The organism is Chryseobacterium sp. GVT01B, from assembly GCF_019970045.1.
Classification (GTDB): Bacteria; Bacteroidota; Bacteroidia; order Flavobacteriales; family Weeksellaceae; genus Chryseobacterium.
In genome coordinates, this window is sequence record NZ_JAHXYI010000002.1 from 134,137 (window position 1) to 148,202 (window position 14,066).

Below are 14,066 nucleotides of genomic sequence, written 5' to 3' on the forward strand. Positions count from 1 at the left end.
GTGTTTAAAGTTTTGTGTTCACATCAAAAGTTGTTTTATTCCATATCTATTTAGATTTAACTGATATAATTTTTTTAATCCTTGTCACAGCATAAAGCAATTCTTCAATCGCAAATGTAGATGATTGACATAGACCAAATGAGAGTGTATGGTAAGAAATTCGGTTTATATTACTGGAAAATATGTCGTAAAATATCCATATTATAAAGTAGTTGATGCTCTTTAACTTTTATGATTGAGAAAGTTTTTTTAACAGTAAATACATTCTTTTTAAGCTATTCATTTTTCCTGCATTCTGCATCTTTTGATGTCTGAAAATCTATTGAAGGAAAAATAGTATATGACCGGAACAGGTAAAATCTAGGTTAAAAACACATAATAGAATAAAAAGAAAGTACGATGCATGAAAATGCCTATTAATACAGATCAAATTAATAATCAAATATTTATCTTAAAAAACAGCATTATAATTTCCGAAATAATTACATTTAAATAACAGATAAATACTTAAAATAACGCTAAAATTGCAAACAGAAAAAACAACGTAATTAGGATGAAAAACAACATTATTCTTTTGCTCACCTGTATCATTTTCGGTTTTTATCACGCACAAATAAATAACCAAACTATTACAAAACAAAGCATAGAAAAGAAACTAGCATCAGCTAAAAATACATCTCTGGATCCCAGGAAAAAGATTCAGCTTTATTTACAGATATTCAAAGATGCTAAAAACATTAATGACAGAGAATCTATCCTTACCAGTGGAAAGAACTTAATGATGCTTTATTATAATACCGGTGAAAATGAAAAATCTATTGAATATTCGTATCAAGTAGAAAAGGCGGCTAAAGAAACTGACGATAACGAATCTATTGCTATGGCATATATTGAGAGAGGAAATGCTCTTTCTGCATTGGGCCTTTTTGATGAAAATTACAAAGAACTTCATAAGGCAGAACATTATGTCAATAAACTTACCGATGAGAACAAAAAGCATTTTAACAGGGCACATATTTACCAAGGGTTAACGGCTGGCTATTATATTCCTAAAAAAGCCCATCAGGACACTATTTTATTGTATTTCAAAAAAAGTCTGCAGGAAGCAGAAAAAATAAGCGATGTTGAGAATTCACGGCAGACAGATGAAAAGTATGACATGATCTCCTACCTTTATATGAATATAGGAATGCATTATGCGATGATTTCAAAGCCCAAACGACTGGATATTGCTGAAGAATACCTGCAGAAATCATTAAAGATCATGAATCAAAGGAAATTTACCCAGATGAAAGTTGATAAAATTCCTATATTAAATTATTTGGGAAATTTCTATTCGGAACAGGGTAAAAATAAGGAAGCCATTGAGTACGCACGGGAAGTTTTACAATTAGAAAAGAGAACCCATTCTCCTGCCAGCAGAGTGGCTGCGTATGCTACTATGACAAATTCTTTTGAAAGCCTTAAAAATAAAGATTCTACCATCAAATATATGGCTCTTTATTCAAACCTTAGCGATAGTTTAGCCCATTCCAATAAAATGTCTGCTGATAAAACTATAAAAAAAATAAGCCAGCAAAAAGATAAAGTTCATCAGGATAATATCTTACTGTTTGCAGCCGTTTTTTTTGTCATTGCCCTGATTCTTGCTACAGGAGGATGGTGGTACTGGAAACGGAATCAGAACAAACTTCATCAACGATATGAAACAATTATTGAAAATCTTAAAAAAGAAGTTCAAGTCTCTGAAAAGCAAGACACTGAAATCAAAATAGAGAATAAAGGAGCAGAAAATAATCTAAGCATCTCAGAAGAAACTACAGCCTTATTACTAAATAAGCTTTCAAAATTTGAAAAATCCGAAAAGTTTCTGAAAAAAGATCTGACCCTAACTTCTTTATCCAATTCACTGGCTACCAACCCAAGATATCTTTCAGAGATTATCAAACAATATAAAAATAAAAGCTTCAATAATTACATTAACGGACTTCGGATTCAATTCATTACAAACAAGTTATATGACACCCCTATTTTCAGAGAATATAAAATAAGCTATCTGGCCGAGGCTTGCGGTTTCTCTTCAAGAGAAGTTTTTGCAGTTATCTTTAAAAAAGAAACAGGGGTAAGCCCTTCATATTTTATCAGCCAGCTGAAAAAAGAAAATACCGCAGAATGATGAATCTGTCAACAATGTCTGAAAAATAAAGTATCTTCGTTAGAGACAGAAATTTTTATCAATTATGAAGTTAGAATTATATCAAATAGATGCATTTACTGAGAAAATTTTCCATGGAAATCCAGCCTGTGTCGTTCCTTTAGAAACCTGGCTACCCGATGAGCTCCTTTTAAAAATTGCCTGTGAAAATGCCGTAGCAGAAACAGCTTTCTTTATCAATAACGGCAGTACGATTCATCTGAGATGGTTTACCCCTGAAATAGAGATGGATTTATGCGGACATGCCACCTTGGCCACAGCGCATTGCCTGATCTCAATCTTAAACTATCAGAGCAATAGAATCGTTTTTGAAACTAAAAGCGGTGAATTAACAGTTGAGGTTAAAGATGGTGTTTACTATATGGATTTTCCTTCAAGAATGCCTGAAGCTGCTGTTCTTCCGGAAATCTTGTCCAGATCGCTCAATATCCAGCCCAAAGAAGTTTTCAAATCAAGAGATTATATTCTGGTATATGATTCTGAGGACGACATCAAAAATATCAACATTGAAAGATCTGTTTTTGACCTTATCAATCTGGATCCTGGTGGTCTTGTGGTAACAGCTGCCGGTACAGACAGTGATTTTGTTTCAAGATACTTTACGCCGCAGTCATCTATTCTCGAAGATCCTGTAACCGGTTCTGCACACTGCTCGCTTATTCCGTTCTGGTCTTCAAGATTAGGAAAAGATACGCTTTTTGCCCGTCAGCTGTCTGAAAGAGGCGGACAGCTCTATTGTGAAAACAAAAAAGAAAGAGTGATTGTGGCGGGTAAAGCCAAAACGTATTCTATGGGACATCTGTGGATAGAATAATATAATCCCAATTAAACTGAATAGTCAAGCAGCTCGTTCTGGAGAAGGATACATATATATTGGAATGACAGTAAAAAAGGCATTAACTATCTTTGGTTAGTGCCTTTTCTGTAAAAATTTGGTTCTCCAAAAGAATGCAGACAAAAATCCCAATAAAAATTTTTTATTAAATATGAACGAAATTAAACTAGATTAATTTCAATGAACTCAAACTGTCCTACATTTGCTAAAGAAATAAGACAACAAAAAATTATCACATAAATCAACAATTAACATTAAAAATTTAAAACTATGAGCACATTTACATTAAAAGACGGAACTGAGATTTTTTACAAAGACCAAGGACAAGGACCAGTATTAATGTTTCACCACGGATGGCCATTATCATCTGACGATTGGGATGCACAGGTGATCTTTTTCTTACAGAGAGGTTACAGAGTAATTTCCCATGACAGAAGAGGCCACGGCCGTTCAAGCCAGAATATCTATAACCACACCATTGAACAATATGCATCTGATGCTGCGGAACTTGTAGAATTTCTTGATTTGAAAGATGTAGTTCATATTGGACACTCTACAGGTGGTGGTGAAGTAATCCGATATGTACATAAATATGCCAATGGCAGAGCAAAAAAAGCGGTATTAATCAGCGCTGTTCCTCCGGTAATGGTAAAAAGTGAAAACAATCCTGATGGCGTTCCAATGGAAGTTTTTGATGGAATCAGAGAGCAGACTCTGAACAACAGAAACCAGTTTTATTTTGATCTGACGTTTCCTTTCTATGGGTACAACAGAGAAGGAGCCAACATCAAAGACGGAATTCAGAGAAACTGGTGGAGACAAGGAATGATGGGTGGAATTGTTGCTCACTACGACGGCATTAAAGCATTTTCTGAAACTGATTTCACAGAAGATTTGAAAGCCGTTGATATTCCGGTTTTGGTTTTACATGGAGAAGATGACCAGATTGTTCCTATCGAAAATTCTGCTATAAAATCAGCAAAATTATTAAAGAATGGTAAATTGATTACTTACCCAGGTTTCCCTCACGGAATGCCGACTACAGAGCATGAAACTATCAATAAAGATCTTTTGGAATTTATCCAGTCTTAATAACAGAACATACTTATTATAAAAAAGGTGGACTATTTCAGTCCACCTTTTGTTTTTGTCATATTATAATCTTTTTGTGCTATACCTTATTAATCAATAATAAAGATTTTTACGTTTCAGATAATTGATAAGCTCTTTCGGACGGTCGGTCTGAATAATGTTGACTCCTTTATTAATATACCAATCATAAACATCAGGATTATCCAGGACCTGATCATCATTATTTCCGGCATTATGATGCGGCCACAATGAATTGACCCATACTTTGATCTTTTTTTCTCTTAAAGGTTTAAAATCAATCAGATTCTTTTCCGTTGTTCCTACTGTAAATTCAAAGCCATAAATTTTATAGTTTTTGATATAATCTGATATTTTTTTAAGATCTTCACTTTTACCTAACTGGATAATCGGCATATAATGAATATCATTTTTAATGTCGCCATATTTCTGATTGAATTCCATGTAGGATTCATGACCTTTAAACAAAATCTGATCAAGCATATTTCGTTTTTTCACCAAGGGATATACCTGTTTGATGTAATCAAAACCTTTATCCAGATTCAGAAGAATTTTTCCGTTTGAGATTTCCAGAATTTCCTGTAACGTGGGAACTTTCATTTGCGTTTCCACTCCAAGTCCGTCTCTCAGATGCAGTTTTTTGATTTCTTCCAGTGTAAAATCAGACGGTTTTCCTTTTCCTGTTGTCGTTCTGTCGATCGTATTATCGTGCATCAGGATCAAAATACTGTCTTTGGTCATGGCAAGATCTATTTCAGCCATATCCACTCCTTTTTCGATAGCCTTTTTTATGGCCCATACTGAATTTTCCGGAGCCTCTCTCCAATCACCGCGGTGGGCAACCACCATTACTTTATCATCAGGAAAATCAGAAAGTAAAATTTTCTTTTGTTGCGCAATGAACAGTGAAGAAAAACTCAGAAGAAATACTTGTAATAATTTATTGTTTAGCATAATTTCAAATGTTTAATTAATATCCGGGATTTTGTTTAATGGCTGGATCTGTATTGATCTGCCCCTGCGGAACAGGCATAAGAAGATGATAGGGTTTAATCTGTGCGGTACTGTAACCCGGATTATTAGCAAAATGAGCAGTCATCACCGGGATTGCTTTTCCTGTTCTCAAAAGGTCAAACCAACGGTGGCCCTCTCCTACAAACTCAAGTCTTCTTTCGCGGTCAATTTCATTCAGGAGAAGGTCTTTTGTTGAAAGGTTTACAGCAGCAATTCCTGCTCTGGTTTTAATTTTATTCAGATATAAATTCGCATTGGAAATGTCATTCTGCTCTGCAAAACACTCTGCCATCATCAGGAACACATCGGCTAATCTCAGCACCACAAAATTGCTTCCTCCATCTGCAATGGTATTCGATGTTTTCACCAATTTCTTACTAAAAGGAATTCCGTTTGAAGTAAGTCCGATATATGCAGAACGTCTGGTATCTCCGGCTGAGTAAAGATTGTAGACTTCTTTGGTCGGAAGATTGTGTCCTTTGGCCCCGGAAACCGATCCGGAAGGGCTGAACATCTGAAACGCTGTACTACCCTCCGAATTTCCATTCAATCCGGAAGTAAACTGTACATCAAAAATAATTTCAGCATTATTTTCATTAGTAACATCAAAAATTTTATTGACATCTGGTAAAAGCTGGTAACCTAACGATTCAATCTGATTTAAATAAGTCAATGATTCAGCAAATTTCTTCTGTGTTAAAAGCACTTTACCCATAATTCCCAACGCAGCTCCTTTAGTTACTCTCCCCTTTTGTGAGGTTGTTGCCGGCAAAAGATCAATAGCTTCTTTCAAATCCTTTTCTATAGCAGAATACACCTCAACAACAGGAGTTCTTGGCTGCCCGAAATAATCGTTAACATTCGTAGTTTCTTTTAAAACCAACGGAACATCACCATAAATTCTTACGAGGTTAAAATACATCAACGCCCGAAGAAATTTCATTTCGCCAATCCTTGTATTCTTCAGGGCATCCGTCATATCAGGAATTTTTCCAATCCTCGTCAGAATAATATTCGCCTGCTGAATACCGATATAATGATCTTTCCAGGCACTTGCAATAAGGCTGTTATTAGGCTGAATTGTAAAAAAATCAAGTTCACCATACGTAAAAGAATCATTGGCAGGAACCTCATCATAAGTATTATCTGAAGGCAATTCTCCCAAAGCCGGCATTGCCAGCTGATATTGTCCTGTATACTGAAGAGCGCTGTAAACTGAAATGATACCCTGCTCAATTTCAGAAGAATTGGTATAAAATTGTGATGAAACTTTCTGTGCTTCAGGGTTGACATCCAAAAGATCAGACGAGCACGAGCACATCACCGAAAGGCTGAATATTGTAATGAATATTTTTTTCATGATTTTAGAATTTAAGGTTAAAGCCCATAGAATAAATTTTAGCGACCGGATAATATGCCTGATCAAATCCCTGTGTAAGAACATTGTCCGAAGTAGCATCGATGTTCATTCCCTTGTATTTTGACAGCGTGAAAAGATTGTTTCCTACCAGATAAATCTGTGCGTTTTCTATCCCGATATTTTCAAGCATAGATTTAGGGAAATTAAAAGCCAGTCGAAGCGATCTCAGTCTCACATAATCTGCATTTTTAAAGTATAAATTTGATGTTCTGGCCTCTTTCCTGTTGTTCGAGAAGTTCATATTCGGCATCCCGAAAAAGCCATCAGGATTGGTAACTGCGTTATAGCGGTTGTCAAAATAATACTGTGAAGCCATTCCGAAGCCTTCTCCTGATTCTAAAGTGGTTACGGCATCCGCATTATAGATTTTCTTACCAATTTCGCTGTACAATGAAAAGCTCAGCTCAAAAAGCCCGTATCTGAAATTATTATTAAAGCCGAGAATGTATTTCGGAACACCGCTTCCAAAGCTTCTTTTATCGTTGACGTCAATTTTTCCGTCACCATTCAGATCTTCCATAATATAATCCCCCACCATCGTTCCGGTAATATGTGGCGAATTGTTAATCTGATCCTGAGTTTTATAGATTCCAAGGATATTGTAGCCGTACATTTCACCTATTGAACCTCCTACTTTGGTTACAGAGAAGTTATTCTCACCCGTGATAATCTGGTTCTGGCCGTTTGCAAGCGCTAACACTTCATTTTTATTGGTGGAAAAATTAAAACTCCCGGAATACGTAAAATCTTTAGCAATAGTAAACGTTTTTGAGGCAATCTGTAATTCAAAACCGGAATTTTTGATCTTACCGATATTCTGAAGTGAGGTACTGAAACCGGATTGCTGCGGAACGGGAACATCCAACAACAAACCGTCTCTGTTCAGGATATAATAATCTGCAGAAATGTTCAGGATATTTTTAAACAAAGAAAAATCGATCCCGAAATTGTTTGATCTGGACTTTTCCCAGGAAATATTCGGATTGGGAGCTGTTGCCGTTGTATATCCCGGCACTAACATTCCTCCAAAATTATAATTATCAGGATTCATCAATGAAAGTGCCCCGAAATTAGGAATCTGATTATTTCCGTTGCTTCCAAGACTGTATCGAAATTTCAAATCTGTCACGAAATTATTTTCAGGAAAGAAATTTTCATTACTGACGGTCCAGCCTGCAGAAAATGCATAGAAATTTCCCCACTTAGAGTTTTTTCCGAAACGTGAAGAACCGTCTCTACGATAGGAAGCCATCAGGTTATACTTATTGTCAAACGTGTAATTAACTCTGGTAAAATAAGACATCAGCCGCCATTTGTATTGCGTTAATGTATTTTTAAATGAAGTTCCGCCTGCAATATTCCGGATGCTGTTATCAGGAAATGCGGTAGCTTCAGTTAAAAGCTGTGTATTATCTTCCTGCTGGAAAGACTGCCCGGCAATGGCATCCATCCGGTGGGCACCCCATTTTTGATCAAATGAAAGTAAATTTTCTATTAAATAATTTTTGCGGATATATTCTGTTCTGTTGGCAAAAGTCACATCCGGAGCTGCTGCCCTGTACGCTCCTACCGAAGAAGGATCAAAGAAATTGTATTCGTAATTGGAATAATCTCCGCCTACGGACAATCTGTATTTCAGACCTTTTAACAATTCGAGTTCAGTGAAGATATTCCCGAATGTTTTAAATAATGTATATTTTCTGTTGGTCATTTCCTGAACGGCCACAGGATTTTCTACCAAAGCTCCATCCGTTGCTGTATTTCCCAGAATCTGCTGAGAAATGGCAAGACTTCCGTCATTATTATAAGGTTTAAAAAAAGGATACATTGCCGTAGCCATCTGCAAAGGATTATAACTTCTTGAATTTTCTGCAGCATTGATCGTACCCGTTGCATAAGACGGCGTCATTGTTACCCCTATTTTCCATTTATCTGTAAGCTCAGTTGAAAGGTTGATACTGGTGGAAAATTTTTCGTAATCTGTCCCGATAACGAGTCCTTTTTGTTTAAAATAACTCATGGTAAAAGCATATTTGCTCTTATCACTTCCTCCGGTAATATTCAGTGAAGTCTGGCTGATGGGTGCTGGTTTCATCACAGTATTCAACCAGTCGGTATCTGTTAACCCGGGCTGCTTTGCAAGGTAAGGTGCTAAATAATAGGGAATTAATTCTCTTAAAGAAGCCCCTTTGCTTATTCTTGTGGCATTATTATCAGAAATGCTTCTGTTACTCCCTTTAGAAAGATAATTGTTGTCTCTGGCTTCCTTCAGAAAAGTGGCCATATCATAAGCGTTGACCAGTTTCACATTATCGCTTCTCATCTGCATTCCGTAATAGGAATCGAAAGAAACAGCCATTCTCCCCTTTTTTCCCTGCTTTGTTTCAATGATAATCACTCCGTTTGCTCCTCTGGAACCATAGATTGCGGCTGAAGCGGCGTCTTTTAAAATATCAATTTTGGCAATGGAATTAGGGTCAATAGCATTCAGATTAGAACCTTCAGTTAATGGCAGCCCGTCCACAACGATCAAAGGATTGGAACCTGCCGTCAATGTTCCTATACCTCTCACCCGTATTGAAGGCGAACTTCCCGGACTTGCATTGGCCTGGGTAATCTGAACTCCGGTTGCTTTTCCTGCAATAATATCTCCAAAATTACTGGAAGCCACTCCTTTCATCTGCTTCTCATCAATAGAAGAAATAGAGCCGGAATTGTTTTTCTTACTCTGCTTCCCGTAGCCCACCAAAACAACCTCATCAATATTTTTTTCTCTTGATTTTACCGTGTCTTTAATTGAGTTTATATACTCTGCAGACTGTTGAGCATTGGTTCTCTGAATTTTTGCCATCGCTCTTGCATTGAGACGAACCGTCACCGTTTTTTGATCTACATTAAAATCAAGACCGATATTCTTCTTCAGATAGTCTAAAGATGCTGATAATGACTGATAGTTGACTTGTGATTCATCCACCTGGATATCTTTCAGATCTGAAACCGAATAAAAGAATTTTACGCCATGCTCTTTTGAAAGTTTTTCAAAGATTTTAATCAAAGGCGTTTTCCGCTGAATAACGGACTGTTGAAAACATTTGTTAGCTTCTGCGTAGGTAAACTGTGGTGCACACAAAAGACCCAACAACATCATGCTAATTGTTGTTTTTTTCATAGCTTTGCTGAAATTAGTTGTTATTGACTGATTTATTTTCAATGCATCGGTAACCCCAATTACTGGTGCATTATTTTTCTAAAATGATATGATTTGCTGATTGTTTTCCTGCGGTAAGATTAAATGGAAATCCTATTGTTTTAATAACTTTATCCAGATCTCCGGTGATGTTTCCGTTTATTACATTCTCCTTGTAATGCTGAGGATAGGCTATAGAAACATTGTAGGTCTTCTCCAATTGAGAAATGGCCTCCCCGAATTTCATTTCATTAAAATCAAATGTTCTTACAACATCCTGATCGTAGAAATGTTTCTCGGCTCCGTCCTTGTCAGCAAGCCAGGTTTCTTTGGGCAGAAGGAATGTTGTATTTCCTTTGTAATCAATTTTTACTTTCCCTTCTTTCAGATAGACTTTCTTGTCTGCGGATCTCTGATCAAGCAAAAATTGGGTTCCCAACACTTTTACTTTAAATCCATTGGCATCAATGATAAACGGCAGCGCTTTATTTTTAGCAACACTGAAAAATGCTTTTCCTTTAAAAGAGACATTCCTGGATTTATTTCCGAAATCATCCGTTAGTTTCAATTCACTTTCAGGTTCCAGAGTAATAATACTTCCGTCAGATAGTATAAATTCCTTTTGAACCTTTTCTGTTCTGAAAACCATTTGCTGTTGATCCGGAGATTTCATTTCATTCCCAGTAGAAAACAAATTAATCAGTGTAAATAAAGGCAAAAGAACAGCCGCAGCCCATAAAACCCGTTTTGTATTCTTTCTGAATCTGATTTTGCTCTCAAGTCCATTCCAGATTCGCTGATCTGCCGAATCTTTCATTTTCCGGTTTTCTTCTTTAACTGATTTCCATTGATTGTCGAAATCCATAAACTCTTTTTTGATCTTTATTAGAGAATACGCAGGAAGTGTAGAATCGTCAACCTCTATTTTTTTGATTTAACGATTTGTTCATATGGGTTGATATTCCGTTAAAGTTGAAATTGATTTTATTTAAATTAATTAAGGTAATTATATACGATTTTAAATTAATCCTGCTATCTATTATTATGACTCTGTCATTCTGAATGTAACGCAGTGAAATGAAGAATCCAGGCTTTACATGGGATTCTTCCTTCGTCGGAAAGAGATTTGAAATGAAGCTTGTTATCAATATAACGGAAAAGGTTAAAACCAAAAATTCAAGTTGGTCCTTAGAAATTTCAAAACCTTATTAACATGTTTTTCAACGGCAGTTTTAGAAATATCATTTTCCTGAGCAATCGTAAAAAGACTGAGATTCTGGATTTTATTCTGTATGAAAAACTCACGGCTTCTTTCAGGAACCTGTTCCAGAAGACTTTCTATTTTTTTTAATTGATCTTCCTGCTGCAGTTGCTTTTCGATTTCAGAACTTTCTTCATCCTGATTTTCCGGGGAATTTTCCAGTGGAACGAAGATCATTTTTCTTTTACGGTAGAAGTTGGAGATTTCCTGTTTGGCAGATTTAAAAATAAGTGCTTCAATTTCTGAAGGTGAGTGGGTTTTGGATAAGTACTTCCAGACATGCATAAAAATATCCTGAACAATTTCTTCTATATCTTCTTCTTCCGAAAGGTATTTTGCCACAAAAAAATACACCCTGTGCTTGTAACCGGAATATATTTCTTTAAAATGATCCATCCTTTAAATGTCTTTGAACCTATAACTCAATGATGCAAAAGTATCTAAAAGGGATGTCAATCATATTAAATTCATATTAAGTTTAAATTCATGACCATAATGACTAAAGAGTGACTGTCTTTTAACAGGCTTAGATTACCTCAAAAAGAAAAATCTAAATCATCAGCTGAAGGCCTGAAATTAGAATGCATTGCTGCTGTAAAATAATCACAGAATATCTGATAAATTACAGAATCAGTAGCTGTTGCCCGGATTCCAAGCTGTGTATAAATTGTAAGGATTTGGTGAGATAACTGACTTGTCAATTCTGTTCCATAAGTATGAATCTCATTTTGCTGATCCGCTGAAATCTCTTTATTATCAGCAAGAATATTTTCAATATTCCGGGCAATATTTAACACCTTTTCCAGATGCTTTTCAATAGATTCTGCAAAGTTTTTGAAATGGATCTGAGGACGGATAAGTTTTGCCTCTTCAATAAAATGAGAAGCCATTCCAAGGTAATTCACCAAAAGGGTCAGATCAGCAAAAACCCGAAAAGGAACGCTGTCCAGAATATCATCCGTGAAGAAATGGTCGTACACAAAGCTGTAATCTTCGTTGACCACAACATTCTCAATGGTAAATGAATAAGTACCGCTGGCTTTCATTCCCATAGATTTCCAGTTAGGGATGATTTCAGCCTGCTCTCTCGGAATAATAAAGGAATGAATCATCTCATTGCCTTCGTGATCTAATAAAGGTTTGCCCTTTTCTGTAATTGTGGCATTCAGTGTAAAATGCGTCAGATGGGGAGCTCCTGTGGCAAAATTCCATAATCCATTAATAATATAGGTGTTATCATTTTGCTTTTCTGCAGTTCCGCCAACCATTCCGCTTCCTCCAAAACAAATGTCAGAATTGGTAAACAGTAATTGAGCAATTTCAGGTTTTATGTTTCTTGAGAAATAATTGGCTCCGGCACAGAGTGTCAGCATCCAGCCAAAGCTTCCATCGGTTTCAGCCCAGCCAAATAATGCTTTAAGGCCTTCTTCAAAACGATATCCTAAACCTCCATATTTTTTCGGCACCCAGATCTTCAGCAATCCTTTTTCATGAATATGCTGTATCACCTTATCAGAAATTACAGAAGCTCCCTGAAGTTCTTTTCTGATGTCTTTAATATTGAGCATTAGCTTTGGTTTTAATGATTTTTTGCCATTCCATATACCCGGAGATTGCTACTAAAAATAAGAATGATGTTAATACCGCATATAGATATAATTCTTTATGCAGCAGCAAGGGTATGGAAATAATATTACTGATATTGAGGATCACCCAGTTTTCAATTTTTCTTCTTGCCATCAGCCACATTCCTGCCCAGGCAAAAGCACTTACTAACGAATCCCAAACGGGAACATCCGAGTCTGTAAAATGAGTAAGAAAAAACCAGAATAAGCTAAAAGTTCCCAACACAATTCCTCCGGCAATCCACTTTTCAGAAGTTGAGGTGACAGAGATCTCCATTTCAGATTTCTGTTTCCCGAATTTCCAGTACAGCCATCCGTAGATGCTCATGATCAGATAATAAAGGTTTAAGGTAAATTCAGCATACAGTTTTGAGGTAAGCATCACATACAATGTAAGCAGAATACCGGCAATTCCGAAAAGATAGTTATTGACATTGTTTTTACGGGCCAGTAAGACCTGAATTACTGAAAATAAGACTCCGAACCATTCAGGCAAGGTAATCTGTTTTAAAATTTCCTGCATCATATTAATTTAAAAATCAAATGATGAGATGATAAGTAAGCAATCCCTACGCCGGCATTATCCGGATCAGGTGTGGAAGTACATTCCTGGGTATCATCTCAGCCACTGTTACCAGCAGCACCCCATTGTTGGGGGCAAAGGTCCTGTTTTTTTTCCGTAAAAAGAAAGAATATCGGAATTTTATTTATCCTGTTAACCCATTTTTTTTATTAAAAAATAAATAAGCTCATATAAGAAAATCATCCGCCAGACTATATGACCAGGATTATAAAAATGCTGCTGGGTAAATGATAATTTAGTACAATATTATGTTTAATCTAAAAAGTATATATTATGGATAATCGACAAGAAATATCGGTACTGAACGACTTGCTTCACATTACCAATGACAGAATTGAAGGTTTTGAAAAAGTTGAAGGAAAAGTATGGGAAATGTATCCTGATGTAAAGGATGAATATGACCATATGATTTCCCAGTCGAAAATTATGAAAAATGAACTCATTAATCTAATCACTGAAAGAAAGGGCGTTCCGGAGGACTCACCATCTATCGCAGGAGCTATTCACAGAACATGGATTGACATTAAAAATTCTTTTACCATGGGAAATCTGGTAGAATCTACATTGGAAAATGTAGTCTTTGGAGAAAAAGCAGCCATAGAGACTTATGAGAATGCTCTGGGCTATGGTAATCTTAGTGAAAAGAGTAATAAAATTGTATCCGAACAGCTTCGCAATCTAAAAAGCTCTTACATCCAGTTTAAGAAAATTGAAGAATATAAAAAGAAAGAATAATTAATAAAAAACTCCCCTTACAAAAGAGGAGCTTATTAATCAAGAACAAAATAATATTTAATCCTTTTCAAAATTATCAAA

The 14,066-nt window shown here is 36.0% G+C and carries 11 protein-coding genes and 1 riboswitch; of the genes, 4 read left to right on the forward strand and 7 right to left on the reverse strand.

The features are described from left to right. The first annotated feature begins 553 nt into the window (after positions 1 to 553). The 3 genes from LC457_RS04100 to LC457_RS04110 all read left to right on the forward strand — a co-directional run bounded on the left by LC457_RS04100 (position 554) and on the right by LC457_RS04110 (position 4,142). Positions 554 to 2,176 carry an AraC family transcriptional regulator gene (locus tag LC457_RS04100; RefSeq protein ID WP_223598730.1) on the forward strand — a complete coding sequence of 541 codons (1,623 nt, stop codon included), beginning with the start codon at positions 554 to 556 and terminating at the stop codon, positions 2,174 to 2,176. Between the two features lie 64 nt (positions 2,177 to 2,240). Then, the gene (locus LC457_RS04105) at positions 2,241 to 3,029 is read left to right on the forward strand and encodes a PhzF family phenazine biosynthesis protein (protein ID WP_223598731.1); all 789 of its coding nucleotides are present in this window, start codon (positions 2,241 to 2,243) and stop codon (positions 3,027 to 3,029) included. A 291-nt stretch (positions 3,030 to 3,320) separates the two neighbouring features. Then, a complete protein-coding gene (locus LC457_RS04110) occupies positions 3,321 to 4,142 on the forward strand; it encodes an alpha/beta fold hydrolase (protein WP_047375045.1) in 822 nt (273 codons plus the stop codon). 93 nt (positions 4,143 to 4,235) lie between these two features. Here the strand turns inward: LC457_RS04110 and LC457_RS04115 are convergent, their stop codons facing one another. From LC457_RS04115 to pnuC, 7 genes are all read right to left on the reverse strand, one after another. Continuing rightward, positions 4,236 to 5,114, reverse strand: a complete 879-nt coding sequence (locus LC457_RS04115; protein WP_223598732.1) for a glycerophosphodiester phosphodiesterase family protein — start codon at positions 5,112 to 5,114, stop codon at positions 4,236 to 4,238. 16 nt (positions 5,115 to 5,130) lie between these two features. Continuing rightward, entirely contained in the window at positions 5,131 to 6,534 is a 1,404-nt protein-coding gene (locus LC457_RS04120) for a RagB/SusD family nutrient uptake outer membrane protein (RefSeq protein WP_223598733.1), read from the reverse strand. 4 nt (positions 6,535 to 6,538) lie between these two features. Further along, positions 6,539 to 9,763 (reverse strand): SusC/RagA family TonB-linked outer membrane protein, encoded by a 3,225-nt coding sequence (locus tag LC457_RS04125; protein WP_223598734.1) that lies wholly within the window; start codon positions 9,761 to 9,763, stop codon positions 6,539 to 6,541. Positions 9,764 to 9,833: 70 nt separating this feature from the next. Then, positions 9,834 to 10,646, reverse strand: a complete 813-nt coding sequence (locus tag LC457_RS04130) for a FecR family protein (RefSeq protein WP_223598735.1) — start codon at positions 10,644 to 10,646, stop codon at positions 9,834 to 9,836. A 297-nt stretch (positions 10,647 to 10,943) separates the two neighbouring features. Next, positions 10,944 to 11,438 (reverse strand): RNA polymerase sigma factor, encoded by a 495-nt coding sequence (locus LC457_RS04135; protein WP_223598736.1) that lies wholly within the window; start codon positions 11,436 to 11,438, stop codon positions 10,944 to 10,946. A 140-nt stretch (positions 11,439 to 11,578) separates the two neighbouring features. Beyond that, entirely contained in the window at positions 11,579 to 12,610 is a 1,032-nt protein-coding gene (locus LC457_RS04140; RefSeq protein ID WP_223598737.1) for a hypothetical protein, read from the reverse strand. After that, the gene (pnuC, locus tag LC457_RS04145; RefSeq protein ID WP_223598738.1) at positions 12,597 to 13,193 is read right to left on the reverse strand and encodes a nicotinamide riboside transporter PnuC; all 597 of its coding nucleotides are present in this window, start codon (positions 13,191 to 13,193) and stop codon (positions 12,597 to 12,599) included. The genes LC457_RS04140 and pnuC overlap by 14 nt, the downstream gene beginning before the upstream one ends. A 23-nt stretch (positions 13,194 to 13,216) precedes the next feature. Then, positions 13,217 to 13,325: riboswitch (TPP riboswitch) on the reverse strand. Positions 13,326 to 13,523: 198 nt separating this feature from the next. Between pnuC and LC457_RS04150 the strand changes: the two genes are divergently transcribed. Then, a complete protein-coding gene (locus tag LC457_RS04150) occupies positions 13,524 to 13,985 on the forward strand; it encodes a DUF2383 domain-containing protein (RefSeq protein WP_223598739.1) in 462 nt (153 codons plus the stop codon). The last annotated feature ends 81 nt before the right edge of the window (positions 13,986 to 14,066 follow it).